Source organism: Paenarthrobacter sp. YAF11_1 (assembly GCF_052113445.1).
GTDB lineage: Bacteria > Actinomycetota > Actinomycetes > Actinomycetales > Micrococcaceae > Arthrobacter.
On sequence record NZ_JBFRDF010000007.1, the window covers coordinates 1 to 26,678 of the forward strand.

22 protein-coding genes, 1 tRNA gene and 1 pseudogene are annotated in these 26,678 nt (G+C 63.7%); 17 read left to right on the forward strand and 7 right to left on the reverse strand.

Translation table 11 applies throughout. The annotated features are described in order from the left end of the window. The 4 genes and pseudogenes from manB to AB4Y77_RS12310 all read left to right on the forward strand — a co-directional run. Positions 1-150, forward strand: a pseudogene (manB, locus tag AB4Y77_RS12295) (phosphomannomutase/phosphoglucomutase); the annotation flags it as partial. Positions 151-158: 8 nt separating this feature from the next. Next, a complete protein-coding gene (locus tag AB4Y77_RS12300) occupies positions 159-614 on the forward strand; it encodes a hypothetical protein (protein WP_442014150.1) in 456 nt (151 codons plus the stop codon). 40 nt (positions 615-654) lie between these two features. Then, a complete protein-coding gene (locus AB4Y77_RS12305) occupies positions 655-1,125 on the forward strand; it encodes an RrF2 family transcriptional regulator (protein ID WP_442014151.1) in 471 nt (156 codons plus the stop codon). Positions 1,126-1,272: 147 nt separating this feature from the next. Continuing rightward, positions 1,273-2,430, forward strand: coding sequence for a globin domain-containing protein (locus AB4Y77_RS12310; protein WP_442014152.1), 1,158 nt, complete (start codon positions 1,273-1,275; stop codon positions 2,428-2,430). 111 nt (positions 2,431-2,541) lie between these two features. On the opposite strand, the gene AB4Y77_RS12315 is transcribed toward AB4Y77_RS12310, so the two are convergent. Beyond that, positions 2,542-4,368 carry a phosphoenolpyruvate carboxykinase (GTP) gene (locus AB4Y77_RS12315; RefSeq protein ID WP_017198121.1) on the reverse strand — a complete coding sequence of 609 codons (1,827 nt, stop codon included), beginning with the start codon at positions 4,366-4,368 and terminating at the stop codon, positions 2,542-2,544. Between the two features lie 284 nt (positions 4,369-4,652). Here AB4Y77_RS12315 and AB4Y77_RS12320 point away from each other — a divergent pair. Continuing rightward, positions 4,653-4,726 (forward strand) — tRNA-Arg (locus AB4Y77_RS12320). Between the two features lie 219 nt (positions 4,727-4,945). Here the strand turns inward: AB4Y77_RS12320 and AB4Y77_RS12325 are convergent. Then, the gene (locus tag AB4Y77_RS12325; protein ID WP_442014153.1) at positions 4,946-5,674 is read right to left on the reverse strand and encodes a FadR/GntR family transcriptional regulator; all 729 of its coding nucleotides are present in this window, start codon (positions 5,672-5,674) and stop codon (positions 4,946-4,948) included. A 324-nt stretch (positions 5,675-5,998) separates the two neighbouring features. Between AB4Y77_RS12325 and AB4Y77_RS12330 the strand changes: the two genes are divergently transcribed. From AB4Y77_RS12330 to AB4Y77_RS12360, 7 genes are all read left to right on the forward strand, one after another. Further along, positions 5,999-7,636, forward strand: coding sequence for an ABC transporter substrate-binding protein (locus AB4Y77_RS12330; RefSeq protein WP_442014154.1), 1,638 nt, complete (start codon positions 5,999-6,001; stop codon positions 7,634-7,636). A gap of 102 nt (positions 7,637-7,738) precedes the next feature. Further along, positions 7,739-8,695, forward strand: a complete 957-nt coding sequence (locus AB4Y77_RS12335; protein ID WP_311215317.1) for an ABC transporter permease — start codon at positions 7,739-7,741, stop codon at positions 8,693-8,695. A 3-nt stretch (positions 8,696-8,698) separates the two neighbouring features. Then, positions 8,699-10,819, forward strand: coding sequence for a dipeptide/oligopeptide/nickel ABC transporter permease/ATP-binding protein (locus AB4Y77_RS12340; RefSeq protein WP_442014155.1), 2,121 nt, complete (start codon positions 8,699-8,701; stop codon positions 10,817-10,819). Beyond that, positions 10,816-11,622 carry an ABC transporter ATP-binding protein gene (locus tag AB4Y77_RS12345; protein ID WP_311215315.1) on the forward strand — a complete coding sequence of 269 codons (807 nt, stop codon included), beginning with the start codon at positions 10,816-10,818 and terminating at the stop codon, positions 11,620-11,622. The genes AB4Y77_RS12340 and AB4Y77_RS12345 overlap by 4 nt, the downstream gene beginning before the upstream one ends. 37 nt (positions 11,623-11,659) lie before the next feature. Then, entirely contained in the window at positions 11,660-12,577 is a 918-nt protein-coding gene (locus AB4Y77_RS12350; protein ID WP_442014156.1) for a dihydrodipicolinate synthase family protein, read from the forward strand. Positions 12,578-12,583: 6 nt separating this feature from the next. After that, positions 12,584-13,582, forward strand: a complete 999-nt coding sequence (locus AB4Y77_RS12355; protein ID WP_442014157.1) for an ROK family protein — start codon at positions 12,584-12,586, stop codon at positions 13,580-13,582. 21 nt (positions 13,583-13,603) lie between these two features. Then, positions 13,604-14,290 carry an N-acetylmannosamine-6-phosphate 2-epimerase gene (locus AB4Y77_RS12360; RefSeq protein ID WP_442014158.1) on the forward strand — a complete coding sequence of 229 codons (687 nt, stop codon included), beginning with the start codon at positions 13,604-13,606 and terminating at the stop codon, positions 14,288-14,290. Between the two features lie 79 nt (positions 14,291-14,369). On the opposite strand, the gene AB4Y77_RS12365 is transcribed toward AB4Y77_RS12360, so the two are convergent. Next, positions 14,370-15,200: a sulfurtransferase gene (locus tag AB4Y77_RS12365; protein WP_442014159.1), complete on the reverse strand. Its 831-nt coding sequence runs from the start codon at positions 15,198-15,200 to the stop codon at positions 14,370-14,372. Between the two features lie 231 nt (positions 15,201-15,431). Between AB4Y77_RS12365 and AB4Y77_RS12370 the strand changes: the two genes are divergently transcribed. From AB4Y77_RS12370 to AB4Y77_RS12390, 5 genes are all read left to right on the forward strand, one after another. Then, a complete protein-coding gene (locus AB4Y77_RS12370; protein ID WP_442014160.1) occupies positions 15,432-16,889 on the forward strand; it encodes a dihydrolipoyl dehydrogenase family protein in 1,458 nt (485 codons plus the stop codon). Positions 16,890-16,959: 70 nt separating this feature from the next. Further along, complete coding sequence (locus tag AB4Y77_RS12375; protein WP_442014161.1) at positions 16,960-17,799, forward strand: ABC transporter ATP-binding protein; 840 nt, start codon at positions 16,960-16,962, stop codon at positions 17,797-17,799. Then, the gene (locus AB4Y77_RS12380) at positions 17,796-19,832 is read left to right on the forward strand and encodes a YhgE/Pip family protein (protein ID WP_442014162.1); all 2,037 of its coding nucleotides are present in this window, start codon (positions 17,796-17,798) and stop codon (positions 19,830-19,832) included. The genes AB4Y77_RS12375 and AB4Y77_RS12380 overlap by 4 nt, the downstream gene beginning before the upstream one ends. Beyond that, complete coding sequence (locus AB4Y77_RS12385) at positions 19,829-20,476, forward strand: TetR/AcrR family transcriptional regulator (protein WP_442014163.1); 648 nt, start codon at positions 19,829-19,831, stop codon at positions 20,474-20,476. The genes AB4Y77_RS12380 and AB4Y77_RS12385 overlap by 4 nt, the downstream gene beginning before the upstream one ends. Positions 20,477-20,694: 218 nt before the next feature. Continuing rightward, on the forward strand, positions 20,695-21,333 hold the full coding sequence (locus AB4Y77_RS12390) for a hypothetical protein (protein ID WP_311215306.1): 639 nt from the start codon (positions 20,695-20,697) through the stop codon (positions 21,331-21,333). 385 nt (positions 21,334-21,718) lie between these two features. Here the strand turns inward: AB4Y77_RS12390 and AB4Y77_RS12395 are convergent, their stop codons facing one another. The 4 genes from AB4Y77_RS12395 to AB4Y77_RS12410 are packed head-to-tail and all read right to left on the reverse strand — an operon-like array spanning position 21,719 to position 26,678. Further along, positions 21,719-23,137 (reverse strand): NAD(P)/FAD-dependent oxidoreductase, encoded by a 1,419-nt coding sequence (locus AB4Y77_RS12395; RefSeq protein WP_311214182.1) that lies wholly within the window; start codon positions 23,135-23,137, stop codon positions 21,719-21,721. 39 nt (positions 23,138-23,176) lie between these two features. Continuing rightward, a complete protein-coding gene (locus AB4Y77_RS12400; protein ID WP_442014164.1) occupies positions 23,177-24,799 on the reverse strand; it encodes a dipeptide ABC transporter ATP-binding protein in 1,623 nt (540 codons plus the stop codon). Next, positions 24,796-25,653 carry an ABC transporter permease gene (locus tag AB4Y77_RS12405; RefSeq protein WP_311214180.1) on the reverse strand — a complete coding sequence of 286 codons (858 nt, stop codon included), beginning with the start codon at positions 25,651-25,653 and terminating at the stop codon, positions 24,796-24,798. The genes AB4Y77_RS12400 and AB4Y77_RS12405 overlap by 4 nt, the downstream gene beginning before the upstream one ends. After that, entirely contained in the window at positions 25,650-26,678 is a 1,029-nt protein-coding gene (locus AB4Y77_RS12410; protein ID WP_442014165.1) for an ABC transporter permease, read from the reverse strand. Before AB4Y77_RS12410 ends, AB4Y77_RS12405 begins: the two co-directional genes overlap by 4 nt.

The following is a 26,678-nucleotide window of genomic DNA, read 5'->3' on the forward strand; positions in this document are numbered from 1 at the left end:
GGCAGCACCTTCACGGCCAAGGACGGCAGCTGGTGGTTCAACCTGCGCCCATCCAACACCGAACCCTTCCTCCGCCTGAACGCCGAAGCCAAGGACCAGCCCACCATGGAAAAGATCCGCGACCGCGTCCTCGCACTGGTCCGGGCATAGGTTCAGGCATGAACGATCAGCCCGCTACCGCAGACGTCCCGGAGGAAACCGACCAGGACCGCGAACTCCGTGAAACCCTGGGCACCGCTTTGGGAACTGCCCAGGAGCACATCCAGCAGAACGGCGGCTTCTTCCCCTTCGGCATCACTCTGTCCAACGACGGCGAGTTGCGGATAGTGATGATTGCTCCCGGTGAGCCGGATGAAAACGGCGACGTCGATGCCGGCCAAATGCTGACCGACGTCCATGACCTGCTGTGCCAGGGCCGGGACGATTACCGGGCCGTAGCAGTGGTGAGCGACGTCAGCCTGCCGGACCATGGGTCCGACGGTATCCACGGCGCAGCCGAACATCGGAACGGCGAAGTCCTGGCAGCGATCATTCCGTACACACCCACGGCCGAGGGCTTTGCCTTCAGCGCGATGGAACCCGATACACACGAGCCATCCGTCTGGGTGGACTAGACCCTGCCCGTGAGCTGGACCCTACCCGGGAGCTGATGCCATGAAAATCAACGCGTTCGCAGATGTCAGCCTCCGCGCCATCATGGTGTTGGCCGCGGCCCCCGAAGGCATGCTCCTGACCACCCAAGCGGTGGCGGACGCCGTGGGAACGCCGTACAACCACGTCAGCAAGGCGATGGTCCGCCTGCGTGCCCTGGGGTATATCGATGTCGAACGGGGACGGCTGGGCGGTTCCCGACTCAATGAATCAGGGCGGCGAGCAACGGTCGGGGAAGTCCTGAGGCATCTGGACAGCCGACAGGATCCAGCGGAGTGCCAATCCCCCACCAAGAATTGCCCGCTCATCAATGAGTGCGGCCTGCGCCACGCGATGAATCGGGCCAGGGAAGCGTTCTACACCGAACTGGACACTGTGGTTATCGCGTCCCTCCCCCACCCCCGCCAGATGAACCCGGTATTCCAGTCCATCGGGTTGCGGCCGGAGTTCAGGGTACCGGCCACCCAGCCGTAACCGGCCTCCTGGAATCACCCTTCCGGTACCTTCCTCCCAGTTTGCACAAGTCTTCTACAAGGTGTAGAAGTTGAGGTATAAATATACGCATTCCAAATGCTTATATATTTCGGTCGGTCTCGGCTGGCCCCTACACCCAGGAGAACCATGCTCTCGGAAAAGTCCCGCCCCATCATCGAAGCAACCCTCCCCTTGGTGGGCTCGCGTATCGGCGCCATCACAGCCGACTTCTACCAGCGGCTTTTCGCAGCCCATCCAGAGTTGCTTGATGGGCTCTTCAGCCGTTCCAACCAGCGCTCAGGTGATCAACAGCGGGCACTCGCCGGGAGCATCGCGGCCTTCGCAACCCATCTGGTCAACAACCCGGGAACCCTTCCAGAGAAGGTCCTTTCCCGCATCGCGCACAAGCACGCCTCCCTCGGAATCACCGAGGACCAATACGACGTGGTGTACACGCACTTGTTCGCAGCCATCGCCTCAGACCTGGCCGAGGTCATCACGCCGGACATCGCGGAGGCATGGACTGAGGTCTACTGGCTCATGGCCGATGCCTTGATCAAGCTTGAAAAGGATCTCTACGCTTCCCAAGCCAACAGCAAAATGTGGATGCCCTGGCGCGTCACCACCAAGGAGCAGGCAGGCGCGGACGCCGTAACGTTTACCTTGGAACCTGCGGACGACACCCCGGTCACGCCAGCGATGCCGGGTCAGTACATCAGCGTCAAGGTCCTCCTCAGCGACGGACTGCGCCAGGTGCGCCAGTATTCCTTGTCCGGCGACACGGGCACAAGCCGGACCTTCACCACCAAACTCAATGACGGCGGCGAGGTGTCCACCGCCCTGCATGCCGACGTCGAACCCGGCGACATTCTGGAGATCTCGAACCCTTACGGCGAAATCACCCTCAAGCAGGGAGCCGGCCCGGTCATTCTCGCCTCGGCAGGAATTGGCTGCACACCCACAGCGTCCATTTTGCGTTCACTCGCCGAGACTGGCACGGACCGGCAGGTCCTGGTCCTCCACGCGGAGAAGACCATGGACAACTGGGCACTCAGCGGGCAAATGACGGCAGACGCTGCCACAATCGACGCCGATCTGAAACTCTGGCTCGAAACACCGCATGCCGCAGCCAGCCAGGGTTTCATGTCCCTGCGGGAAGTGGACGTCCCCGCGGACGCCTCGTTGTACCTCTGCGGCCCGCTTCCCTTCATGAAGAAGATCCGCGACGAAGCCATTGACGCAGGAATTCCCGCCACCCAGATCCACTACGAAGTCTTCGGCCCGGACGTGTGGCTTGCCAGCTAGGCTTCAGGCATCACGCCACCAGTGACTGGAACGACGGCGGCCCGCCACCTTTCAAACGAAAGGTGACGGGCCGTCGTCGTTCACTTAAGAACGCCGTTGTTCCTAAGAGGTCTAGCCCAGACGGGTCTTGAGACCATCCAGCTCGGACTGGAGCGCCGCCGGGAGCGACTCGCCAAAGTTCGCGAACCATTCCTCGATGGACGCCAGCTCAGTTGCCCACTCCTCCGGGTCGACGCGAACAGCCGACTCAACCTCAGCCGGGGTCATGTCCAGACCCTCGAGGTCGATGGATTCACCGGTCGGTACGAAGCCGATCGGAGTTTCCACAGCGTCGGCCTTGCCTTCGAGACGCTCGATGGCCCACTTGAGCACCCGGGCGTTGTCTCCGAAGCCAGGCCAGGCGAAGCCGCCTTCAGCCGTGCGACGGAACCAGTTGACCAGGAAGATCTTGGGCAGACGCTCCGGGTTTGCCTTCGCGGACAGGTTCACCCAGTGGTTCAGGTAGTCCCCTGCGTCGTAGCCGATGAACGGAAGCATGGCCATGGGGTCGCGGCGAACGACGCCAACGGCACCAGCGGCAGCAGCAGTGGTCTCGGAGGACAGCGTGGAACCCATGAAAATGCCGTTGGACCAGTCGCGGGCCTCGGTGACCAACGGGATGGTGGTCTTGCGTCGGCCACCGAACAGGATCGCGGACAGTTCCACGCCTTCAGGGCTGAAGTATTCCTCAGCCAGCATGTCGATCTGGTCGATCGGCGTGCAGAAGCGCGAGTTCGGGTGCGCAGCGGGTGCGTCGGAGTCCGGAGTCCAGGACTCACCACGCCAGTCGGTCAGGTGCGCCGGAGTTTCCTCCGTCATTCCTTCCCACCAGACGCCACCGTCGTCGGTCAGTGCCACGTTGGTGAAGATGCTGTTGCCCTTGGCAATAGCGCGCATGGCGTTCGGGTTGGTGCCCCAGCCGGTGCCCGGTGCAACGCCGAACAGGCCTGCTTCAGGGTTGACCGCGCGGAGTTCGCCTTCCTTGCCGAAGCGCATCCAGGTGATGTCGTCGCCAAGGGTCTCAACCTTCCAGCCCTTGATGGTGGGGTCGAGCAACGCAAGGTTGGTCTTGCCGCAAGCGGACGGGAAAGCAGCCGAGACGTAGTAGGTCTTCTGCTCCGGCGAGGTCAGCTTAAGGATGAGCATGTGCTCGGCCAGCCAGCCTTCGTCACGTGCCATCACCGAAGCGATGCGCAGCGCGTAGCACTTCTTGCCCAGGAGGGCGTTGCCGCCGTAGCCGGAGCCGAAGGACCAGATGGAGCGCTCTTCGGGGAAGTGCACAATCCACTTGTCCGTGTTGCAAGGCCATGCAACGTCAGCCTGGCCGGCTTCCAGAGGTGCGCCCAGCGAGTGGAGGGCGGGGACGAAGAACGCGTCGGTCTGCGTGATGCGGTCCAGGACGTCCGTCCCGATGCGGGCCATGATGCGCATGGAGGCAACAACGTAGGCGGAGTCAGTGATCTCGACGCCAAACTTGGGGTCCTCGGCATCCAGATGGCCCATGACGAACGGAATGACGTACATGGTGCGGCCGCGCATGGAGCCGGCGAACAGTCCGCGCAGCTTCTGCTTCATTTCGGCCGGGGCCATCCAGTTGTTGGTGAAGCCTGCGTCGCGCTCGTTCTCTGAGCAGATGAAGGTCTGCTCTTCTACACGGGCAACGTCAGCCGGGTCGGAGAACGCTGCGAAAGAGTTCGGGAACGTTTCCGGGTTCAGCCGCTTCAGCGTGCCGGCCTCGACCAGTTCGTCGGTGAGCTTCTTGTTTTCTGCTTCGCTGCCATCAACCCAGTGGATGCGGTCCGGCTGAGTCAGCTCGGCAACTTCCTCAACCCAGGCCAGCAGGCGTGCATGCGTAGTAGGTGCCTTCTCAAGCAGCGGCAGTCGCGCCAGATCGCCCATTGCGGTTCCCTTCCTCGGGTTCAGTGGTGTGTCCTAAACGATAGGGGCCGCGGACCAGACCAATCCGCTGTCAGACATCGGACATCCACACAGCCCAAAAGTAAAAACCGCTAGAAATAAGGGGTTGGGGTAGTGAAAAGCGAGATTTAAGTGACTAAGGTCACGTAGACCGGTCTAGTTGCGCAGATTACAGCTTTTCGATTTGGAACTTCACATGAACTTCTGTAAAGTTTATTGAGGTTCGAGGGGGTCAGAGAAACAGACCGCCGAGAATCACACGAAATGCGCCCATAGCTCAGCTGGATAGAGCGTCTGTCTACGGAACAGAAGGTCAGGGGTTCGAATCCCTTTGGGCGCACAAATCAAGACCCGCACCGGTTCGCCGGTGCGGGTCTTTTGTTGTCCCCAGGTACCCAACTGGGTAGCAGTTGAGCGCGTTTTGAGCCGTCAAAACGCGCACTAATGAGACCTGGTTGGGCTGCCACGGCGGCAGGCGAGCCGGCCGCAGAACGGAAAGGGCCGCCGTCGTACTTTTCAAAGAAGTACGACGGCGGCCCTTGAGTTGAGTGCGGGGCGTTTACTCCCCGACGGCCTCACTGATGCGGCGGCGGATGCCATCGAAGTGTCGGTTGAGCAGTTCGGACGCCAGGACCTTGTCCCCCGCGGCGACAGCCGCATAGATTCCTCGGTGCATCGCAGCAGTCTTCGCCAGGTCTTCGTTCCCTGGTCCGATCTCCACGTGGATCTTCCGGTACACCTTCCAGAACACGCCCATGAGGTTGATCAGGAGCTCGTTGTTCAGAGGTTCGAAGAGGCGGCGGTGGAATTCGGCGTCGGCAGCCACGAAGTTTTCGCCGGCAGCGGCCAGCTCTTCCATCTGCTTCACGGCCGCCTCGATGGACGCGAGCTGCTCCTTGGTCATGACATCGATGGACGAGCCGATCAGGCCGGACTCCAGCGCCTGGCGCACATCCACCAGCTGCAGGGCTTCCAACCCCTGATGCCGCAGCGAGAGCCGGCCCCTGAATGTCAGGCCGTCCGCCAGTGCGTCAAAGTTACTCGGCGCCACGAACATGCCGAAGCCGTGGCGGATTTCGATGACGCCCAGGGCTTGCAGCACCTTGAGCGACTCGCGGAGCGTGTTGCGGCCCACGCCGAGGGCGCCGGAAAGCTCGCTCTCGGTCGGCAACGGATCGCCTGCCTCGAGCTCGCGCTCAAGAATCAATTCCATAATGTCCGACTGCAAGGCACGCAGCCGGGCCTGTGCACTGAACCGCGCCTGCGGAACCACACCGGAAGTTGTCATGGCTTTCTCCTTGCCGATGCACCTGCCCCGCAGACCGGCAGAGGCCGGTTCCGAGAGCAGGTGCGGTGTTAATATTGAGGCGAGCTTAGTGCCCACCCAAGAATGAGTGACTCGCAACATACAATATCGGATGTCCCACCTCCGTCATAGCTATGTACCGGGAAATCGTTGAGATTTCCCCTCAGGACCGGCCGCAGCCGGCAAGCCGCCAGGCGCGCGGCAGCAGCCCAAGCGCACATTCCCACTTGACGTTCCGTTGTGACCGCCCTTACAGTTTCCATACGAGCATCGGACGTCCTACATCCGATAACCCACGAAACGCGAATGGTGAGGCACCCTATGAGCAAGACGATCCACAGCCTGCCGCTGGTCAACGATGCCAGCCGCCGGAACTTCCTGAAGCTAAGCGGCGCAGTTGGTGCAGCGGCCGCCTTCACGGCAACCCTCTCTGCGTGCGGCGGCGCTGCCAGCACCACCACCGGTACCACCACCAACACTGCCGCGGTCAATAAAGACCTCACCATTGAGGCCGGCATCTCCTACGCGCTGTCCACCGGCTTCGATCCCCTCAGCTCCTCCGGAGCCACGCCGATGGCAGCCAACCTGCACATCTTCGAAGGCCTCATTGAGTTACACCCAGCCACGCGTCAGCCCTACAACGCCTTGGCCGCCACGGATCCCAAGAAGATCAACGACACCACCTACCAAGTGACCATCCGCGACGGTGCCACGTTCCACGACGGTTCCCCCGTTACCACCGAGGACGTCGCCTTCTCGTTCACCCGCGTGATGGACCCTGCCAACAAGTCCCTGTTCTCCCAGTTCATTCCCTTCATCCAGGACGTCAAGCCCTTGGACGCGAAGACGGTGGAGTTCACCCTTAAGTACGCCTTCCCGGGCTTCGGCCCCCGCATCTCCGTGGTGAAGATCGTTCCGAAGGCACTCGCCACAGATCTGAAGGCCTTCGACGCTTCCCCGGTGGGCTCGGGTCCGTACAAGCTCATCTCGGCAGTCAAGGACGACAAGATCGTCTTCGAAGCGTTCGCCGCTTACAACGGTCCCAAGCCGGCACTGGCCAAGGGCATGACCTGGCTGCTGCTCTCCGACGCGGCAGCCCGCGTCACCGCAGTCCAGTCCGGCCGCGTTCAGGCGATCGAAGACGTTCCCTACCTGGACGTCGACGGCCTGAAGTCCAAGGTCAAGGTTGAATCCGTCCAGTCCTTCGGCCTGCTGTTCCTCATGTTCAACTGCGCCAAGGCCCCGTTCGACAACAAACTGGTTCGTCAGGCGCTCCACTACGGCATGGACAAAGAATCCATCATCAAGAAGGCCCTGTTCGGCAACGCCAAGGCCGCCAGTTCTTATTTCCAGGAAGGCCACCCGGACTACGTCAAGGCCAAGAACGTCTACAGCTTTGATACTTCCAAGGCAGAAGATCTGCTGAAGCAGGCCGGCGTCACCAACCTCGAATTCGAACTCCTCACCACGGACACTGCCTGGGTCAAGGACGTTGCACCGCTGATCCTCGAATCCTGGAACAAGATCCCGGGTGTCAAGGTCACCGTCAAGAGCCTTCAGTCCGGCGCGTTGTACAGCGACCGTGTTGGCAAGGGCGACTTCTCCGTGGTTGCTGCCCCTGGCGATCCCTCGGTCTTCGGCAACGATGCTGACCTCCTCCTGAGCTGGTTCTACTCGGGCGCGACCTGGATGGACAAGCGCGCCTTCTGGTCCACCCCGGAACGCGCCAAACTGCAGGAACTCATGAACAAGGGCTCCCAGGCATCCGGTGAAGAGGCCAAGAAGATCGTGGGCGAAATCGTGGACATGGTGTCCGATGAAGTGCCGCTCTACCCGATCTTCCACCGCCAACTCCCCAGCGCCTGGGATGAGAAGAAGCTCAACGGCTTCCAGCCCCTGCCCACCACCGGCTTGTCGTTCATCGACGTCGGACGAACCGCCTAAGCACCCTCCCTGTTGTGAGGCCCGTTCTGCGGCCTATATCCCCCAAATAGCCCGCAGAGCAGGCCCCACAACCAGCAACACCCCAACCAACCGGAGAACAAATTGGTCACGATATTGCGTTTGCTTGGTCGCAGACTTGCAGCATTGCCATTGATGATCCTGGGCATTACGTTGCTCGTCTTCCTCGTCCTGCAGGCCGCTCCCGGCGACCAGGCCAGCTCGGCCCTCGGCGATGGCGCCAGTGAAGAAGCGAAGCAGCAGTACCGCCAGGACAATGGCCTGAACGATCCCCTGGTCCTGCAGTACTTCCGCTTCCTCGGAAAGCTCCTGCAGTTCGACCTCGGGGTTACCACTCCGCCGGCAAAATCGGTGGCATCCATGATCGGCTCGGCGTTCCCGCTGACCCTGCAGCTCACCTTCCTGGGTGTCCTTATCGCGATCGTGCTCTCGCTCGCGTTCGGCATCCTCGGTGCCCTCCATCGCGACAAGTGGCAGGACCAACTGGTCCGCGTCTTCTCCATCGCCGCGATCGCCACGCCGTCGTTCTGGCTGGGCATCCTGCTCATCCAGTGGTTCGCGCTCGGCGCCAACCCGATGTTCCCCTCGGGTGGTATTGCGACGCCGGAGTCCGGCTTCGGCGGTTGGCTCAACTCCATGGCCCTCCCGGCCTTGGCGCTCGGCATTCCTGTGTCGGCATCGCTGATCCGCGTGGTCCGCACCTCCATGGTGGAGGAACTGGACCGCGACTACGTCCGCACTGCCATCGGCAACGGCGTCCCCTACCGCGAGGTTGTCTCCAAGAACGTCCTCCGCAACGCGCTCGTCACCCCGGTGACCGTGCTGGGACTCCGCGTCGGCTACTTGCTGGGCGGCGCCGTCGTGATTGAAATGATTTTCGCCCTGCCCGGCATGGGCCAACTGATCCTCAACGGCATCACCAACCTGGACGTCAACCTGGTCCAGGGCGTGGTGCTCACCATCTCGGTCACCTTTGTCCTGGTGAACATCGTGGTGGACCTTCTCTACCTGCTCATCAACCCACGAATCAGGACGGTATAGCTCATGCGCAGCAAGCTCGCAGAACGGCTAAGTGCCCCGGGCATTCGTTTCAATGCCCTGCCGTGGGGCTCCCGCATCGCCCTGCTCTTCCTCATCGTGATTGTCCTGGCGGCCATCTTCGCGCCGGTCATCGCACCGCACGATCCGCTGGAGACGTTCATACCGGCCACCCCGCCGGGCGCCGAACACTTCTTCGGAACTGACCGCCTGGGCCGCGATATCTTCTCCCGGCTCCTGTTCGGAGCCCAGTCTTCGCTGTTGATCGGCCTCGGCGCGGTTGCGTTGGCCATCCTCGCCGGAGCGCTCCTTGGTTCCTTCGCCGCGACGTCCAGCAAGTCCGTGAACGAGATCATCATGCGGCTCATGGACATCCTCATGGCGTTCCCCGGCATCGCCCTCGCAGCTGTGCTGCTGGCCGCGTTCGGCAATTCGGTTCCCACCATCATCATTGCGATCGCCATCATCTACACCCCACAGCTTGCCCGCGTGGTCCGAGCCAACGTACTGGCACAGTACGGCGAAGACTACGTCCGTGCTGAACGCGTGATCGGTGCCGGCCGTTTCTACATCCTGGTCAAGCACATCGTCCGCAACACCGCAGCTCCAGTGCTGGTGTTCGCAACGGTCATGGTGGCGGACGCCATCATCCTCGAAGCCTCGCTGTCCTTCCTCGGCGCGGGCGTCCAGGACCCCGCACCTTCCTGGGGCAACGTCATTTCCTACGGCCGCAACCTGGTCCTGTCCGGCGGTTGGTGGGCCACCACCTTCGCCGGTGTCACCATCCTGCTGACCGTGCTGTCCCTGAACATCCTGGCCGAGGGCCTCACCGACGCCATGGTGAACCCGAAGCTCCGGCGCGCGCCGGTAGTAAAGGACGACGACGGTGCTTCAGCCGCCGTTGCTGTCGACGCTGAGGTTGCCACCTCGGTGGCCCAGCCGTCCGTGGTTGAGCAACACGAGCTCGACGGTGTCCGTGCGGCTTCCGGCGACACCGTCACTTCCGATATGGGCACCTCAGCCGTCCTCACCGACGTGAAGCTGGCCGCAGCAAACCCGCACCTCTTGTTGGACCGCGAGTTGGAACTCCTGGCAGCCATCGAAGCGAAGCGTACAGACCGTCTCCCGCAGGTCCCCCCGGGAGCCCGCAATATCCTCGAAGTGAAGAACCTGTCCATCCGTTTCCCAAGCCGCTTCGGCGACATCGCGATCGTGGACAACGTCTCGTTCACGGTCCGCGAAGGCGAAACCATGGGCCTCGTGGGTGAATCCGGTTGTGGCAAGTCGATCACCTCACTTGCTGTGATGGGGCTGCTGCCCAAGACTGCCCAGGTCACCGGCTCCATCACCTTCGATGGCAAGGAACTCCTGGACTCCACCACCAAGCACAGCAACCCCAAGGCTTACGAGGGCCTTCGCGGTGAGCAGATCGCCATGGTCTACCAGGACGCGTTGAGCTCGCTCAACCCCTCCATGAAGATCAAGGACCAGCTGGAACAGCTCACCAAGCGCGGCGGCCGCAAGACTCCCACCGAGCTGCTGGAGATGGTGAAACTGGATCCCGTCCGGACACTCGCCAGCTACCCGCACGAGCTCTCCGGCGGCCAGCGCCAGCGCGTGCTGATTGCCATGGCCCTCTCCCGCTCGCCGAAGATCGTTGTGGCTGATGAGCCCACCACCGCCCTGGATGTCACTGTCCAGAAGCAGGTTGTGGACCTCCTCAACGAACTCCGCGAGCAGCTCGGATTCGCCATGGTGTTTGTCAGCCACGACCTCGCGTTGGTGGCCTCCCTCGCCCACCGCATCACCGTGATGTACGCCGGCCAGGTGGTGGAATCGGCCCAGGCCTCCGAGCTCCTGCAGAATCCCAAGCACGAGTACACTCGCGGCCTGTTGGGTGCCGTCCTCTCCATCGAGGCCGATGCTGTTCGCCTGCACCAGATCCCCGGCACGGTCCCGTCGCCGCGGGACTTCGCCACGGGAGACCGCTTTGCGGCCCGCTCACTGAGGCCCGACGCCGATCCCCACCAGCCACTGGTCCTCACCGCGGTTGCTTCGGTTGACTCCGTCAACGGCGGCGATGCCGACCACTACTGGGCGAGCCATTTGAAGGAGGACGCGAAATGAGCCTGTCAACCGGAAAGCCGGTCATCGAACTCAAGGACGTCAAGGTCTACCACCATGCACGGACCGGTGGCCTGTTCCGTCCGAACATCGTCAAGGCTGTGGACGGCGTGGACTTCACCATCAGCCGCGGCGAAACCGTGGGCATCGTCGGTGAGTCCGGCTGCGGCAAGTCCACGCTCGCGTCAGTACTTGTGGGACTCCAGCCGCCGACGTCGGGCCAGGTATTGTTCCACGGGAAGCCCGCAATCAAACGGAACGCGGCCATGCGCAAGCAGTTTGGCAGGTCCGTCTCCGTGGTCTTCCAGGACCCGGCAACGGCCTTGAACCCGCGCATGACCATTCAGGACATCCTCACCGATCCGCTGCAGATCCACGGCATCGGCAACGCTGCCTCCCGCGCTGCCACGGTCAAGGAACTGTTGGCGCTGGTGGGCTTGCCGGCATCGGCAGCCGAGGTGACGCCGTCGCAGGTTTCCGGCGGCCAGCGCCAGCGCGTGGCGATCGCACGCGCCCTGGCTTTGGACCCGGACATCATCGTGGCGGACGAGCCGACGTCGGCCCTAGACGTTTCGGTCCGCGCCCAGGTCCTGAACCTGCTGTCCGACCTCAAGAAGCAGCTGAACCTTGGCATGGTCTTCATCTCGCACGACATCCAGACCGTCCGCTATGTCTCGGACCGCATCTGCGTCATGTACTTCGGCAAGATCGTGGAGCAAGGCACAGCCAGTCAGGTCTTCGACAACCCGAGCAACGACTACACCAAGAAGCTCCTGGGCGCCGCGCCGAGCCTGCTTCACATCTAGTTTTTCCCTTCACAAGCTACAAACAACGGAGAATTCTGTGTCCACTCAGTTCCAGGGCGTCATCCCCCCGGTCATTACCCCCCGCCACGCCGACGGCAGCATCGACACCGCGTCGCTGAAGAACGTCACCAAACACCTGATCGACGGCGGGGTGTCCGGGCTTTTCGTCCTCGGCTCCTCCGGCGAAGTCCCCTACCTGACCAACGACGAGCGTGAACTGGTGGTCTCCACCATCGCCGACGCCAACGCCGGAGCGGTTCCGCTGATCGTGGGCGCCAACGAGCAAACCACCCACCGCGTCATCGAGGAAGCCCGCAAGGTGGTGGACCTCGGCGCCGACGCGATCGTGGTCACCTCCATGTACTACGCAATCGGCAACGCCGCGGAGACTGAAACGCACTTCCGCAGCATCCACGCGGCCATCGAAAAGCCGATCTTCGCCTACGACGTCCCGGTCCGCACGCACTTCAAACTGCCCACGGACCTGCTGGTCCGGCTCGGCCGCGATGGTGTCATTGCCGGCGTCAAGGACTCTTCCGGCGACGACGTCTCCTTCCGCCAACTGCTCCTGGCCGCCAAGGACATCCCCAACTTCGACATCTTCACGGGTCACGAAGTGGTGGTGGACGGCGCTCTCCTCGGTGGCGCCCAGGGTGTTGTTCCGGGTCTCGGCAACGTTGATCCAGCAGGCTACCGCCGACTGTTCGACGCCGCCCAGGCCGGTGACTGGGCTCTCGCGGCAAGGGAGCAGGACCGCCTGGCCGACGTCTTCGAGATCGTCTACGCCCCCAACGGCCGTGTCTCCGGAGGCGCTGCTGGCCTGGGCGCTTTCAAGACCGCGCTTCAGGTGATGGGCGTCATCGAGTCCAACACCATGAGCTCACCGATGCTGTCTTTGAATGCCTCCGAGACGGCTCTGATTCGTTCAATTCTGGAGCGGAACGGGCTGGTCTAGGCTTCCATGAACCACGTGATCGGCGTTGACCTCGGTGGCACCAAAACCGCCGCCGGGGTTGTTGCCCCTTCTGGCGAAGTGTTGATGTCGGAGACCATTCCGACCTTGAACCGGGCCGGTGGCGAAGCAATCCTCGACGCCACCGCTGCGCTGATCGCGGGCTTGATGGCGAGCGCTGCCGACGCCGGGATTTCGGTTTCCGGCGTCGGCATCGGCTCCGCTGGGGTGATCGACGCCTCTTCCGGGGCTGTGGTGTCTGCCACGGACGCGATTCACGGTTGGGCCGGGACTGATCTCGTTTTTGGGCTTTCATCCCGTCTTTCGCTTCCCGCCTCGGCTGTGCGAGCCGTCAACGACGTCCACGCCCACGCCCTTGGCGAAGCGTGGCTTGGAGCTGCCGCAGGGTCCTCAAGTTCACTTATGGTGGCGTTCGGAACGGGTGTCGGTGGAAGTTTTGTGCTGAACGGCGCTCCTGTTTTGGGTCACCGATTTGTGGGCGGCCACGTGGGGCATTTCGCTTCTCCCTATGCCGTGTTTTCCGGGCGTCCTTTGGCTTGCGTGTGCGGTGGTTCCGGGCATGTTGAGGCTGTGGCTTCCGGGCCCGCCCTTTATGAAGCGTTTTTGCGGTTTGGCGGTTCTGCCGTGGACGCTGCCGACACCAGGGGCGTGTTTGCGCTGGCCGCTACTGAAGCGAACGACGGCGGTGCTGCGTACGACGGCGGTGCTGCCGCAGGCTCTGCGAACAGCCGCGCTGCTGCTTTGCGTGCCATCGAGATTGGCGCAGCCGCTGCTGGACAGGCCGTGGGCGGGCTTATCAACATCCTTGATCCTGAAACCGTGGTGATCTCCGGCGGCCTTGCCGATGCCGGTGAACTGTGGTGGAAGCCCATGGAAACGGCGCTCCGGAAAGAACTCCTGGCTCCCTTGGTTGCCGTCCCTGTCCTCCCGGCAACGCTAGGGAACACAGCGGCCATTGTTGGCGCCGCGAAACTCGTCCTTAAGTAGTCTGTAAGTAAAGGGAACCTCATGATCCTCACACCCGAAGGCCTCGAAGCCCTCCGTTCCCAGTTGATCGTCTCTTGCCAGGCGTACCCCGGAGAGCCCATGCGTGATCCCCGGACCACCGCCCAGGTGGCGGCCTCGGCTGTCATCGGAGGTGCTGCGGCGATCCGCGTCCAAGGGTTGGCCGACGTGCAGTTCACGCGCGCCGCCGTCGAGGTTCCAGTCATTGGCCTCTGGAAGGACGGGCATGACGGCGTCTTCATTACACCTACGCTTCGTCATGCCTTGGCTGTGGCGAATGCCGGTGCGCACGTTGTGGCGATTGACGGAACACGTCGGGAGCGTCCGGATGGGCTGACCTTGGCAGCGACCGTGGCCGGCATTCACGCAGAATCCCATGCGCTGGTCATGGCGGATTGTGGGTCCTTGGACGATGCTGTTGCCGCCGTCGAAGCGGGTGCTGACCTGATCGGCACCACGTTGTCCGGCTACACCGGTGAGCGCCCGAAAACCGAGGGCCCGGACTTGGAGCTTTTGGAGCACATCGCTTCCGCCGAGTTGGGCAGGCCCCTCATTGCAGAGGGCCGCATCCATACCCCTGCCCAAGCACGGCAAGCCCTCGACGCCGGAGCGTTCGCCGTGGTAGTGGGTACGGCCATCACACACCCAGCGTCGATTACGGGCTGGTTCAAGGGCGCGATGCACGCGTAGGCCAGCAATGCCCGCGTAGGCCTGCGTTGCGAGGCCCGCTCTGCGCCCCAAAACCCACGCCAGGCACGCAAAGCAGGCCTCACACCACTGGGGATGTCCTCGCCACGGGCCTGTCGTTCGCTCGCGAGTACTGGGACCATCCGCCGACGAACAGTTTGCCCTGGCCCATACCCACATGCTCCATGGCCAGCAGGATGTGGCAGGCCGTCACTCCGGAACCACAGTAGGAAACGGTGTTCCCCGCGGACAGAACGCCGGCGCGTTCGAAGTTCGCGCGAACCTGCAGTTCCTGGATCAAGTGTCCCGTGGAGGCGAGGTTTTCGCGGCACGGAACATTCACGGCCCCGGGTACGTGTCCAGGACGAGGGTCCACGGGATCCTGGAGTCCATCGAAGCGGTCGCGGTTCCGCGCGTCGATGACGGTGTACTTGCCGTCAGATACTTCGGAAATATCGGAGAGCAGGTGCTCGGGCCAAGCTTGAGCCGAGAAGACCCCCGTCCGTGGTGCAGGTGTCTGAGCGGTGAGCTCGCCCGGATAAGCGGCCATGCCTCCGTTGAGGATCGCGGCACTATGCCCCGTGGACCGGAGCATCCACACGAGCCTGGCCGCAATAACTCCCCCGGCGTCGTCGTAGGCAACCACTGTGTCCGCATCGCTGATGCCGGCTTCCCGCATCCCTTGGGCAAAGATCTCAGGATCGGGCAACGGGTTCCTCCCGGCTTCCAGGGACGCAGGGCGGGACAACCACTGGTCCAAGTCGATGAACACAGCATCCGGAAGATGCCCGCTCTCATAGGCTTCCTTCCCGGAAGATCCGTCGAGGTACCAACGGGTGTCGGCAAGAACGATTCTTCCTGCGTTCTCCGCGCACCAGTTCCAGTCGACGAAAGGCTTCAATTCTTCTCCCATGCGAAGCAGCCTAGCCAGCCATCCCACAATATGAGATACCCATCTCATCATATGGACGAACAGCGCCACGTTGCGAGGCCCGCTCTGCGCCCCAAAACCCACGCGAACCCCGCAAAGCAGGCCCCACAACGCAAGGGCCCAACTTGCGGGGCCGGCTCTGCGCCCCAAGACCCACACCAAGCCCGCAAAGCAGGCCCCACAACGCACAGGCGCCGGTTGTAGGCTTCTCCCATGACTGCCGAGACCTCGCGGGAATTCGATGTAATCGTGATCGGCGCGGGCGCCGTAGGGGAAAACGTGGCGGACCGGGTGGTTCGCGGCGGCCTCACGGCGGTGATTGTCGAGAGCGAATTAGTGGGCGGCGAGTGCTCATACTGGGCTTGCATCCCCTCCAAGGCACTGCTCCGGCCAGGAAATGTCCTCCACGCTGCACAACTAGTCCCCGGCGCGTCCGAGGCTGTCACCGGAGTGGTCGACGCCCAAGCTGCGCTGAAGAACAGGGATTGGTTCACCAACAACTGGCAGGACGGCAGCCAGGTGGAGTGGCTGGACAGTGCGGGCATCGAGCTCATCCGTGGACGCGGCCGCATCACTGGCCCGCGCGAGGTCCAGGTGGATGGCCTCGACGGCAACAGTTACGCACTGAAGGCACACCATGCCGTGGTGGTCGCAACGGGCTCGACCCCTACAATCCCGGAAATCGAGGGCTTGAAGGACGTCCCCTTCTGGACCACCCGCGGAGCCACGGCAGCGAAGGAAATCCCCAGGCGCTTCACCGTGCTCGGCGGCGGTGTAGCGGGTGTGGAGATGGCGCAGGCATTCGCCCGGCTCGGCTCGGACGTGACTTTGATTGCCCGTGGCCGGTTGCTCAGCAGTTACCCGGAAGAGGCCGCCACCCTGGTCCTGGCCGGGCTCCGCGCCGACGGCGTCACCGTCCACGTTCACACCGACGTCCAGAACGTTGGGAAGAACGACGACGGCACAGTGACGGTGGCGTTCGACGGCAAAACTGTCACCGCTGACAAACTACTGGTTGCCTCGGGCCGGCACCCCGCCTTGGCCAATCTGGGCCTGGAGAATGTTGGCGTGGAGGCGCAGAACGGCAAGCCGCTCCGCCTCACGACCGACGCCAGCGGCCTGGTTGAAGGCCCGGCCAGCGACGGCACCAGCGGCCTCTGGCTGTATGCCGCTGGGGATGCCGCCGGCAAGGTCCTGCTGACCCACCAGGGCAAGTACGAGGCCCGCGCCACCGGCGACGCCATCGTCGCCAGGGCCAACGGCAAGCTCCAGGGCACACCGAAACCGTGGAGCCCGTGGGCCCATACTGCCAACGATCACGCCGTCCCGAGCGTGGTGTTCACCGATCCTGAGGTTGCCTCCGTGGGGCCAAGCCTTGAGCAGGCTTTATTGCAGGGAAAGAACGTCACCGGCGTGGAACTTCCCATCAACGTTTCCGGTTCCCAACTACACTCCCCCGACTACAAGGGGTGGGCCCAGATTGTGGTGGATGAGGATCGGCAGGTGATTGTCGGCGCCACCTTCGTGGGCCCCGGCGTTGCAGAGCTGCTGCACTCGGCCACCATCGCGATCGTGGGCGAAGTGAAGCTGGACCGCCTGTGGCACGCCGTTCCTTCATATCCGACCATCAGCGAAGTATGGCTGCGACTCCTGGAGAAGTACGGACTCTAAACTCTATTTGAACTGACCAGTCAGTTTAGTTAGACTTTCAGCAGACACCATTTCTGCGAAAGGCTTCATTGTGCTGTCCGTACAGCAACTCCAGATCAACGGCCGCCGGGACGATCTCCTGCCGGCAACGTCACTTCAGGTCCGCCGCGGCGAACTTCTGCTCGTTGCCGGAGAGGGCCAGGACCAGCGGACCGCTTTGGCGTTGGCCCTGAGCGGCCGCATGAAGCCCAGCAATGGCGTCCTCAGCTGGGACACCACCACCAAAACCAAAAAAGTCCGGCTCGCCAGCGCCCTGGTGGACTCCCCCGGGGTCAACGAACCCGAGCAGCACCTCAGCGTCCGTGACCTCGTCACCGAAGACCTCTCCCTCATCCCCCGCCGCTACCGTGGGGCCTTGCTGAGCAAGCCATGGCTGAAGGTCAACAGCTTCGAGGACATCGCGGGTCTCTGGATCGAACAAATTCCCGCCGCCCGCCGGCTCGAACTCCTGACCGCACTTGCCCTGGCAGATCCGGCCACGGACCTCCTCGTGGTGGACTCCCCCGACCGCCACAGCGCCGATTCCGCAGCGTGGTTGCCCAGGCTTCAGGCTTTGGCGTCCGACGCCGGGCGGCCGCTTGCCGTCGTCGCCGTCGTCGCTGCCCTGCCGGACAACTGGACCGGCGCCGCAGCGGTGATCGGCAACTCCGTGACGCACCCGCCCGAACCGGAGGCGGATGCCGCCCACACCGAACCCAAGCCGGCCGCCTCCGTCGATCCCCGGCCGGCCGCTGAGCCCCAACCCACCGCCGTCGAGCCCAAAGCAAAACATGCGGTCGAGCCGGCGACTGAAGAAACGCTCGACACTCCAGCAGTGCCCCAGGCAGCCGCTGACCCCGAATCCGAAAACCTCCAAAGGACTGCAAAGTGACTGTTCTGCGGCTCGCCCGCTCCGAACTCAAGCGCATGACCGGCGGGCTCCTGCCCAAGCTGACCATCCTCGCCCTGACCATGGTTCCGCTGTTGTACGGCGCCGTGTACCTCTATGCGAACTGGGATCCGTACGGCAACCTGAACCAGATCGACGCCGCGTTGGTCGTGGAGGACACGGGAGCAACGTCGTCGGACGGGACCGAACTGCAGGCGGGCCGGAAAGTGGCCGACAGCTTGGTGGAGGGACACGTCTTCAACTGGAAGCCTGTCTCCAGCGCCGAAGACGCAGACGCCGGTGTCCGTACAGGTGAGTACGCCTTTGCGCTGCGCATCCCCAAGGACTTCTCCGCCAACCTGGTCTCGCCCGGCAGCTTCGACGCCGCCAACCAGGCCATGCTGCACGTCACCACCAACGACGCCAACAATTACCTGTTGAGCACCATCGTGGACAAGCTCACCACGGCAGTTCACTCCACGGTGGCCAAGGAGGTAGGCGAGGAAACGGCAAACCAGCTCCTCACAGGCTTCGGGACCATCCACGCGTCAATCGTCAAGGCCGCGGACGGAGCCTCGGAACTGGCCACGGGCGTGGGAAAGCTGAGCGATGGCGCCACAACACTCCACGGCGGCACCACCGAACTGGTGACCGGCGCCGACCAACTCGTGGCCGGGCAAAGCAAACTTCGGGACGGTGCGGTCCAGCTCAACACCGGCGCCAGCCAGCTGAGCTCAGGCCTCACCGAGCTGAAGAACAAAACGGCCACGCTGCCTGCGGACTCCAAAAAACTCGCCGACGGCGCCGCCCAAGTAGCCGCCGGAAACGCCGAGCTGAACGCGAAAGTCCAGGACGTCGTCGGGCAGCTTGAAGCGGCAGACAAAGGCCTCCGGAACCGCGTTGTCGAGTCGAATGCCCGGCTGGTTACCGCCGGCGTGCTGACCCAGGAGCAGGCCGCCAAGGTCTTGGCGGACTTCGACGCCGCCGCGGCATCGAGCCCCGTGACGGACGCAAAGGCCAAGATTTCCGGCGACGCCGCCAAGATCCAGCAACTCTCGGACGGCTCGGCTGCCGTGAGCGCCGGGGCCGCCAAACTCGCCGGAGCCACGCCAACACTCACCGACGCGATTTCTCAAGCCGCCGCAGGGGCCGGACAACTGAACACCGGCGCGGCAACGCTGGCCGCCGGACAGCAGACCGCTTTGGAAGGCGCGGCCAAGCTCGACGACGGCGCCCGCCAACTGGACGACGGCGCAGGCCAGCTTGCCAGCGGCGCAGTGACCGCGGCCGATGGTTCACACACCCTCGCCACCGAGCTCGCGAAGGGCGCGGGCGACATCCCCAACCCGAACGATGAGCAGAAGAGCAGCGTGTCCAAAGTGATTGCTGATCCTGTGGCGGTGGACAACGTCTCGCAGGCCAAGGCGGGCTCTTACGGCGCCGGGCTGGCCCCGTTCTTCCTGACCCTGGCACTGTGGATCGGCGTGTTCATGCTGGTCCAGGCCATGCGGCCCATCACCCAGCGGGCACTGGCGTCGAACGCCCCCGCCTGGAAAATCGCCGTCGGAGGCTGGCTGCCGTTCTTCGTGGTCTCGGTGCTGCAGGCCACCATCCTCACACTCGTAGTGAACCTTGGCCTGGGCTTGAACCCTGCCCACCCCATGGGCATGTGGCTGTTCATGCTGGCCGCGGTGATGGCCTTCAGCGCGATCATCCAGGGCATCGTGGCGCTGATGGGGACACCCGGCAAGTTCGTGGTGCTGATCCTGTTGGTCCTGCAGTTGGTGTCCTCGGGCGGAACGTTCCCGTGGCAGACCACCCCCATGCCGCTGCATGTGGTGCACGAGGTCCTGCCCATGGGCTACGTGGTCACCGGCATGAGGCACTTGATCTACGGAGGTGAGCTCAGCATGATCTGGCCCACCGTTCTGGGCCTGCTTGGATACACTTTGCTGGGAATGGCGCTGTCCACGCTCGCCGTCCGCAAGCACAAGGTGTGGACCCTCAAGACGCTGAAGCCGGAGATCGCAGTATGAGCACCACCGAGCCCGTCCCTTCCGAGTCAGTCGCACCTGCCCCTGCGGAGAAGAAGCTCCGCCCCGGCCGCACCAACGCCACCAAGCAGCGGCTGTTCGAGGCCTCCATGGAATTGATCGGCGAGCGCGGTGCCGCGGGGGTCACGGTGGACGAAATCGCGGCTGCGGCCGGGGTGTCCAAGGGGACCGTCTATTACAACTTCGGCAGCAAGTCGGACCTGATCGCCCAGTTGCTTCGGCACGGTGTGGACATCATGCTGGTCCGGCTCCAGGACGTTCGCGGGCAGGCCAGCGATCCCCTGGAATCCATGAACAACATGGTGGGCCAGGCCATGGAGTTCATGGACGACTACCCCTCTTTCGCCCGCCTGTGGGTCAGCGAAAACTGGCGCACCCCCGGCGAATGGAGTGCCGTGTTCGCTGAACTTCGCGCTGAACTCCTGGCCGTGATTGGTTCGGCCGTGGAAAGCGTAGCGTCCGGGTACAAGGTCAACGAGTCCATTGCCCGCGGTTCGCTGGAGGCGGCGATCTTCGGGGCCATCTTCGTGGTGGGCTTGGACCGCCAGACGTACAACCCRGAGCGGACCCGCGAGCAGAGCGTGGCTGCTGTCATGACCATCATGCACGGATACGTCATCAAGTAGGCTCGTCCTGCGCGTTGCGAGGCCCGCTCTGCGGGGTCTTTTTGGCTTTTGGGGCGCAGAGCGGGCCTCGCAAGCAACCGGACGGGCGTTGCGGGGCCGGCTCTGCGCCTTCCAACCGGCTCACAGCTCGCAGAGCGGGCCTCACAACGGTATTCAACTGCAATGTACGACGGCGTGGCGCTGCCACTTGGTCGGCGATGATTAACCTCATGCGTCACATGGGGAACAGCGGGAAGCTTGCGGTGGTGTCCGCGTTCGTCTCGCTCGGGCTGTTGGTACTGGCCGCGGTGGTACTCGAGGAACTGGTGTTGTACTTGTTCCTGGGCGCTGTCCTGGTCTGCTATTTGGCCTCCTTGGTGCAGGTCTTCAGCCGCCGCCGCTACCTCGTGGTCCTCCTTGGCGCAGTGGGCACCAGCCTCTTCATTGGCTGCAGCATCGCGTTCTTGAGAATGTGGGGCATCGCCTTCAACCAGGATGCCAGCGCCCTGGGCAGTGCCGGCAGCACCCAGGACTCCGACATCTACTTCTACCTGGCTGCTGTGGCGGGGGTCGGGACACTGGCGGTGCTGTTCCTCGGGGCAGTGGTGCCCTCGTTCGGATCGCGTGCCGCTGTTCCGCCGAAACGACCTTCGACGACGGTAAAGCGCACCCCCTCACCGCGCAAACCTGCCCCACGTCCTGCTACAGGCACTAAGCGCCAGGCTGCGTCGGCACCTCGTGCAACCGGCGCGGCCAGGGCATCCGGTGCAACGAAGACCTCCGCGGTGAAGCGTCCCGCGCCCCGTACGCCAACGACGCCGGCCAAGCGACCGGCGTCGAGCGCTTCTACCCAACGCAAGCCTGCCCCCAAGCGCTAGCGTCCCACCCCCCTGCGTTGCGAGGCCCACTCTGCGCCCTTCCCCGGGATCCAAACACGCAAAGCAGGCCCCACAACGGCACCACCTGCGTTGCCAGGCCCACTCTGCGCCCCTGCGCGGAAGCCAGGCACGCAAAACAGGCCCCACAACGAAACCACCCCACTGCGTTGCGAGGCCCCCTCTGCGGCCTTCCTCGGGATCCAAACACGCAAAACAGGCCCCACAACGAAACCACCCCACGCGTTGCGAGGCCCACTCTGCGCCCTTCCCCCGAATCCAAACACGCAAAACAGGCCCCACAACGAAATCACCCCACGCGTTGCGAGGCCCACTCTGCGCCCTTCCCCCGAATCCAAACACGCAAAGCAGGCCCCACAACGGGGGGTCAGGAGTCGAAACCCAGCCCCACGGCGTCGAGCGCTTTGAGGATGAGATTCCGTTTCCCTTGGTTGTGGTCGGCCCTGTCCATGGACCAGCGGGTCAGGTTGATGCCCAAGGAGGCCAGCGGCTCAGGCGGGAAGGGCAAGGGCCGTTTCCGGACCATCTCCACCCGGGTGCGCTCGGTGTCGAGGCCGGCCAGCAGGTCCAGGAGGACGTCCGCCGCGAACGCCGTGGCCCCGACTCCCAGCCCGGTGAAACCAGCCGCGTACGCCACCCGCCCCTTCCGAGCAGTACCGAAGAACGCGCAGAACTGCGTGCTGGAATCGATGGGACCGGCCCACTTGTGCGTGAACTTCAGGCCTTCCAACTGCGGGAACGTGGTGAAGAAGTGGGAGGCGATCCTTTCCCACGTCTCCGGCTGGTATTCGTGCCGCTGGTCCACGCGACGGCCCCAGAAGTAGAGAGCATCGTACCCGCCAAAGAGAATCCTGTGGTCCTTGGTGATGCGGTAATAATGGAACTGGTTGGCGACATCGCCGATTCCCTGGCGCTTGTTCCACCCGATGGACTCCAGCTGTTCTGCCGACAGGGGTTCGGTCATGAGCGCATAGTCGTACACCGGCACGGTCATGAGCTGGTTCCGCTTGAGCAGGGACGGAAACACGTTGGTGCCAAGGACCACGTGCCCGGCTTCCAGGTTTCCCCGTTCCGTGACGACGGTGACGCCGCGCTCATGGTCCTTCAGTTCACGCACACGGGTGCCTTCATGGATCACCACGCCCAACTCCGTTGCCACCCGCGCCAGTTCAAGGCCGAGTTTGTACGGATGGACCATCGCCACGGAGTCCTTGTGCCAACGCCCCGCCAAGTACGTGGAGGAATTCACCTCGGCCCGGATGGCATCCTGGTCCAGGAAGACACTGCCCGGGCTGTCATCCTCCTGGAGCCACGCCACTTGGTGCGGTTCGACGGCTACGTTGAGCTCACCGGTCCGCTCCCAATCGCAGTCCATGCCGTATTTCTCCACGGCTTCCTGCATGCGGTCCAGGTTGTCCATGCCCAGCCGGTCCAAAATCTCCAGGTCGTCCGGCCAGCGGTTCTTGCCGTTCTCATGGCCGTGGGTGAGGCTGGCCTCGCAGAAGCCGCCGTTACGGCCGGACGCTGCCCAGGCCACCTGTTCTGCTTCCACCAGGATCACCGTCCGGCCAGGGTCGCGTTCCTTGGCGCGAAGTGCTGTCCAAAGGCCGGTGTACCCGCCGCCGACAATCACGAGGTCGGCGGCAGCATCGCCGTCGAGCTGCGGGTAATGAGTTGCTGAGTCCTTCAGGTCGTCGATCCAGAAAGGCCGGTGGGCGGCACCTTCCAGCGCGTGGGATACGACGGCGGTCTGCGGGACATTCCGTTCGAAAACGGTGGTCTTCACGGGAGGTTCTCCTGTTTCAATGGATGATCGAAGAGCCGGTCAGGCAATGACCGGCTCGGCGTCCCACAAGGGCCGGGGACGGGAGGCGATGAGGTTCCGCGTGTACTCATCTCCGGGGTCCTCAAGGATTCGCGCGGTGGGCCCCTGCTCCACGATCCGTCCCTGGTGCATCACGATGACTTCGGCGCAGAGCCGCGACACCACGGCCAGGTCATGGGTGACGAACAGGATGGTCAGTCCGAGTTGGTCCCGCAGTTCCTCCACGAGTTCCAGCACCTGGGCCTGGACGGAGACGTCCAAAGCGCTGGTGGCCTCGTCCAGCACCAAGAGGCGCGGGCGTGCAGCCAGGGCCTTTGCCAAGGCGACACGTTGACGCTGGCCGCCCGAAAGGGCCCGGGGCTTGGCATCGAACCGCTCGGGTCCGATCCCCACCCGTGCCAGGAGATCGCGTGCACTGTCCTTGGATTCCTTGCGTCCTTGCTTTTGGTGCAGCCGGAAAACATCGGCCACAGCGTTGCCAACAGCGATCCGCGGATCCAAGGACAAGTACGGGTCCTGGAAGACAATCTGTACTTCCTTGGCCAGCACTTTCCGCTCGGAGGTCTTCAGGGGCCGGTGTGGCCTGGTGACACCGCGGAGGGTGAGTTCGCCTGCTGTGGCGGTTTCCAGCGCCAGCACCAGCCTGGCGAGCGTGGACTTCCCGGAACCGGATTCACCCACGATGCCCAGGGACCCGCCCTCCGGCAGGCTGAAGCGGGCGTCATCCAAGGCGGTGATGACGTCTCCGCGGGGCAGGTGGTACGTCTTGGATAACCCCGCAACCTCCAGCAAAGGAGGCCCTGTCGGCTCAAGTCCGCGAGCCGCAGCCAAGGCAGCACCACCACCGGCCTCAATGACTGGAGTCGCCTCCACCAACTGCCGTGTGTAGTCCTGCTGGGGCGTCAGGAACACAGTCCGGGTGGGCCCGTGCTCCACCACTTCCCCGCGCCGGAGAACATAGACGCGCTCACACAGGCTGGCGGCGAGGTTGAGGTCGTGGGTGATGAACAGCATGCCCATACCCCGGGACTGCTGTTCTTCGCGCAGGAGCCGCACAATCCCGGCTTGGGTGGTGACATCCAAGGCGGTGGTGGGCTCGTCGCACAGCAACAGATCCGGCGAATTCAGGAGGGCCGCGGCGATCATGACGCGCTGGAGCATGCCACCGGAGAGCTGGTGCGGGTGCTGGTCCATGAGTTCCTTGGCCCGCTGAAGCCCTACTTGCTCCAGTTGCTTCACGGCGCGTTCGGTGGCCTCGGCGCGGGTCAGACCCTCAAACCGAACGAGTGTTTCCGTCAGGAAGTCCCCCACGGTCCGGACCGGGTTGATGCCGGCCCGGGGGTCCTGGAAAATCATCGAGGCATGCTTGCGGCGCAGCTCCATGAGCCGTTGCTTCCCGGCCGTCAGGGTGTCGAGGCCCTTCACGGACACGAGGCCGGAGGACTGTGCGCCGCCGGGAAACAACCCCAGCGCGGCACGGGTAGTCAGCGACTTGCCTGAGCCGGACTCCCCCACCAAGGCGACCGCTTCGCCGTCGTTAACGTGCAGGGAAACGCTGTCCAGCAGCGGCGGCCTGCCCGGAAACCCGAGCGTAAAATCTTCGATCTGCAGCAACTGGCTCATGAAAGTTTTCCTCCGATGCGGTCTGAAAGTTCCTCGCCGATGACGTTGACTGCTACCACCACCAGCACCACCACCAAGGCGGGCCAGAAGGCGGGAAGGAGGTAGCCGCCCAGCAGGGCGCCGCGGGATTCCTCGATCATGGCGCCCCAGTCGCTGGTGGGCGGTTGGACCCCGAGCCCGATGAAGGAGAGCGCCGCGAGGTCTGCCAGCACGTAGCCGAAGTTCAGTGTTGATTGGGCGCCGACAGTGGGAATGAGGTTGGGGAGAACACGTCCCAGCACCACCCAGGGCGTCCGGAATCCGAGCACCCGGTACGCCTGGACATAAGGCCTGCTGCGCTCAGCCACCACCAAGGACTGCGCGAGCCGGGCGACGTACGGAACATACGCGATGGTCATGGCCAGGATGGGTGCGAAGAGCCCTTTGCCGAACAAAGCGATGGCCAGCATGGCCATGAGCAGCGCAGGGAAAGCAAAGAGGAGATCGAAAAGACGGCCCAGGACTTTGCCCAGCCAGCCTTCGGACCAGCCGGCCACCAGGCCCAGCAGCAGACCCAGCACAGTGGACCCGATCACCACGATGGTGGGCCCCAGGAGCGAGGTCCGCCCACCGTGCATGATCCGGCTGAGGAGGTCGCGGCCCAAGGCGTCGGTGCCCAGCAGATGCTGCCCGCTGGGACCGGCCAGGACGTTGTTGAGATCTACGTAGTCCGGATCGTACGGCGCCAGGACCGGGGCGAACAGCGAAAGAAGTACGACGGCGGTGGCAACGGCGAGCGCGCCCCACGCCATGGGTGACAGGAGGCTGCCGTAACGGCGAAGCCCCGCCTGTGGCAGCTGGATGGCTAACGTCATCGGGACTCCGTTCCGGCCGCGATCCGCGGATCAATGAGGGGTTGGACGAGATCCACTACGGTGTTGACCAGGACGAAGGCCGCAACCACCACCATGACGATCGCCTGGACAACACCGAAGTCGAGCCTGTCGATGGACTGCACCAGGAGTTGCCCGATGCCGGAGAGGCCGAAGGTCCGCTCGATGATGGCGCTGGAGACCAGGAGTCCGGCCACCAGCACTCCGCTCACGGTCAGGATGGGTCCCATGGCGTTGCGCAGCACGTGGCGTGCCACCACGGACCCACGGGTGAGTCCACGGCTGGTTGCCACTTCGACGTGTTCGCGGAGCAGTTGCTCGTTCATGGAGGAACGCGTCACCCTGGCCACCATGGCGATGTAGGTGATGCCCAAGGCGAGCGCCGGGAGGGTGAGATGCCAGATCCGGTCCCAGCCGCCGTCGCCGCTTCCAAAGGAAGGGAACCATCCCAGGCCCACGGAGAAGAGCGCTACCAGGGCAATGGCCGCAACGAACGGCGGGACTGCCCCGGCCGCAGTGAGCGTAATGAGGATGAAGCGGTCGCTGAAACCCTTGTTCAGGCTGGCGACGATCCCGGCGAACAAGCCAAGGACGGTGATGAACACTGCGGCTAAGGCGACGAGTTGCAGGGTGGTGGGCAGCCGTCCGAGCAAGACGTCGGAAACGTCCTGGCGGTAGGTCAGTGAGCGGCCCCAGTCCCCTTGCAGGATGCCGCCGAGCCAGTTCAGGTACTGTTCCCAGGCCGGCTTATCAAGTCCGAACTGCCGGGTGATCTCTTCCAGTGCCTCAGGTTTGGGGCTGCGTCCCCTCAGCAGGAAGCGGGCCGGGTCTCCGGGGACCAGGAAACGGGAGAAGAAGACGGCCACGGAGGCAACGAACAAGGTCAGCACCAGGGCCAGCAGCTTCTTCACGATGTAGACCGCCGGGCGGACCGCCCTGCGTTTGTCCCGCTTGGGGCTGGGAGCGCCCGGCGCGTTGGCAGCCTGGACTTGTTCTGTAGCGGTCAT

Bases quoted from the DNA above. Each gene is read 5' to 3' on its own strand.
- AB4Y77_RS12300 (WP_442014150.1), top strand. From the start codon at position 159: ATGAACGATCAGCCCGCTACCGCAGACGTCCCGGAGGAAACCGACCAG.
- AB4Y77_RS12310 (WP_442014152.1), top strand. From the start codon at position 1,273: ATGCTCTCGGAAAAGTCCCGCCCCATCATCGAAGCAACCCTCCCCTTG.
- AB4Y77_RS12315 (WP_017198121.1), bottom strand. From the start codon at position 4,368: ATGGGCGATCTGGCGCGACTGCCGCTGCTTGAGAAGGCACCTACTACG.
- AB4Y77_RS12360 (WP_442014158.1), top strand. From the start codon at position 13,604: ATGATCCTCACACCCGAAGGCCTCGAAGCCCTCCGTTCCCAGTTGATC.
- AB4Y77_RS12340 (WP_442014155.1), top strand. From the start codon at position 8,699: ATGCGCAGCAAGCTCGCAGAACGGCTAAGTGCCCCGGGCATTCGTTTC.
- AB4Y77_RS12405 (WP_311214180.1), bottom strand. From the start codon at position 25,653: ATGACGTTAGCCATCCAGCTGCCACAGGCGGGGCTTCGCCGTTACGGC.
- AB4Y77_RS12305 (WP_442014151.1), top strand. From the start codon at position 655: ATGAAAATCAACGCGTTCGCAGATGTCAGCCTCCGCGCCATCATGGTG.
- AB4Y77_RS12370 (WP_442014160.1), top strand. From the start codon at position 15,432: ATGACTGCCGAGACCTCGCGGGAATTCGATGTAATCGTGATCGGCGCG.
- AB4Y77_RS12355 (WP_442014157.1), top strand. From the start codon at position 12,584: ATGAACCACGTGATCGGCGTTGACCTCGGTGGCACCAAAACCGCCGCC.
- AB4Y77_RS12365 (WP_442014159.1), bottom strand. From the start codon at position 15,200: ATGGGAGAAGAATTGAAGCCTTTCGTCGACTGGAACTGGTGCGCGGAG.
- AB4Y77_RS12400 (WP_442014164.1), bottom strand. From the start codon at position 24,799: ATGAGCCAGTTGCTGCAGATCGAAGATTTTACGCTCGGGTTTCCGGGC.
- AB4Y77_RS12410 (WP_442014165.1), bottom strand. From the start codon at position 26,678: ATGACCGCTACAGAACAAGTCCAGGCTGCCAACGCGCCGGGCGCTCCC.
- AB4Y77_RS12345 (WP_311215315.1), top strand. From the start codon at position 10,816: ATGAGCCTGTCAACCGGAAAGCCGGTCATCGAACTCAAGGACGTCAAG.
- AB4Y77_RS12330 (WP_442014154.1), top strand. From the start codon at position 5,999: ATGGTGAGGCACCCTATGAGCAAGACGATCCACAGCCTGCCGCTGGTC.
- AB4Y77_RS12325 (WP_442014153.1), bottom strand. From the start codon at position 5,674: ATGACAACTTCCGGTGTGGTTCCGCAGGCGCGGTTCAGTGCACAGGCC.
- AB4Y77_RS12390 (WP_311215306.1), top strand. From the start codon at position 20,695: ATGGGGAACAGCGGGAAGCTTGCGGTGGTGTCCGCGTTCGTCTCGCTC.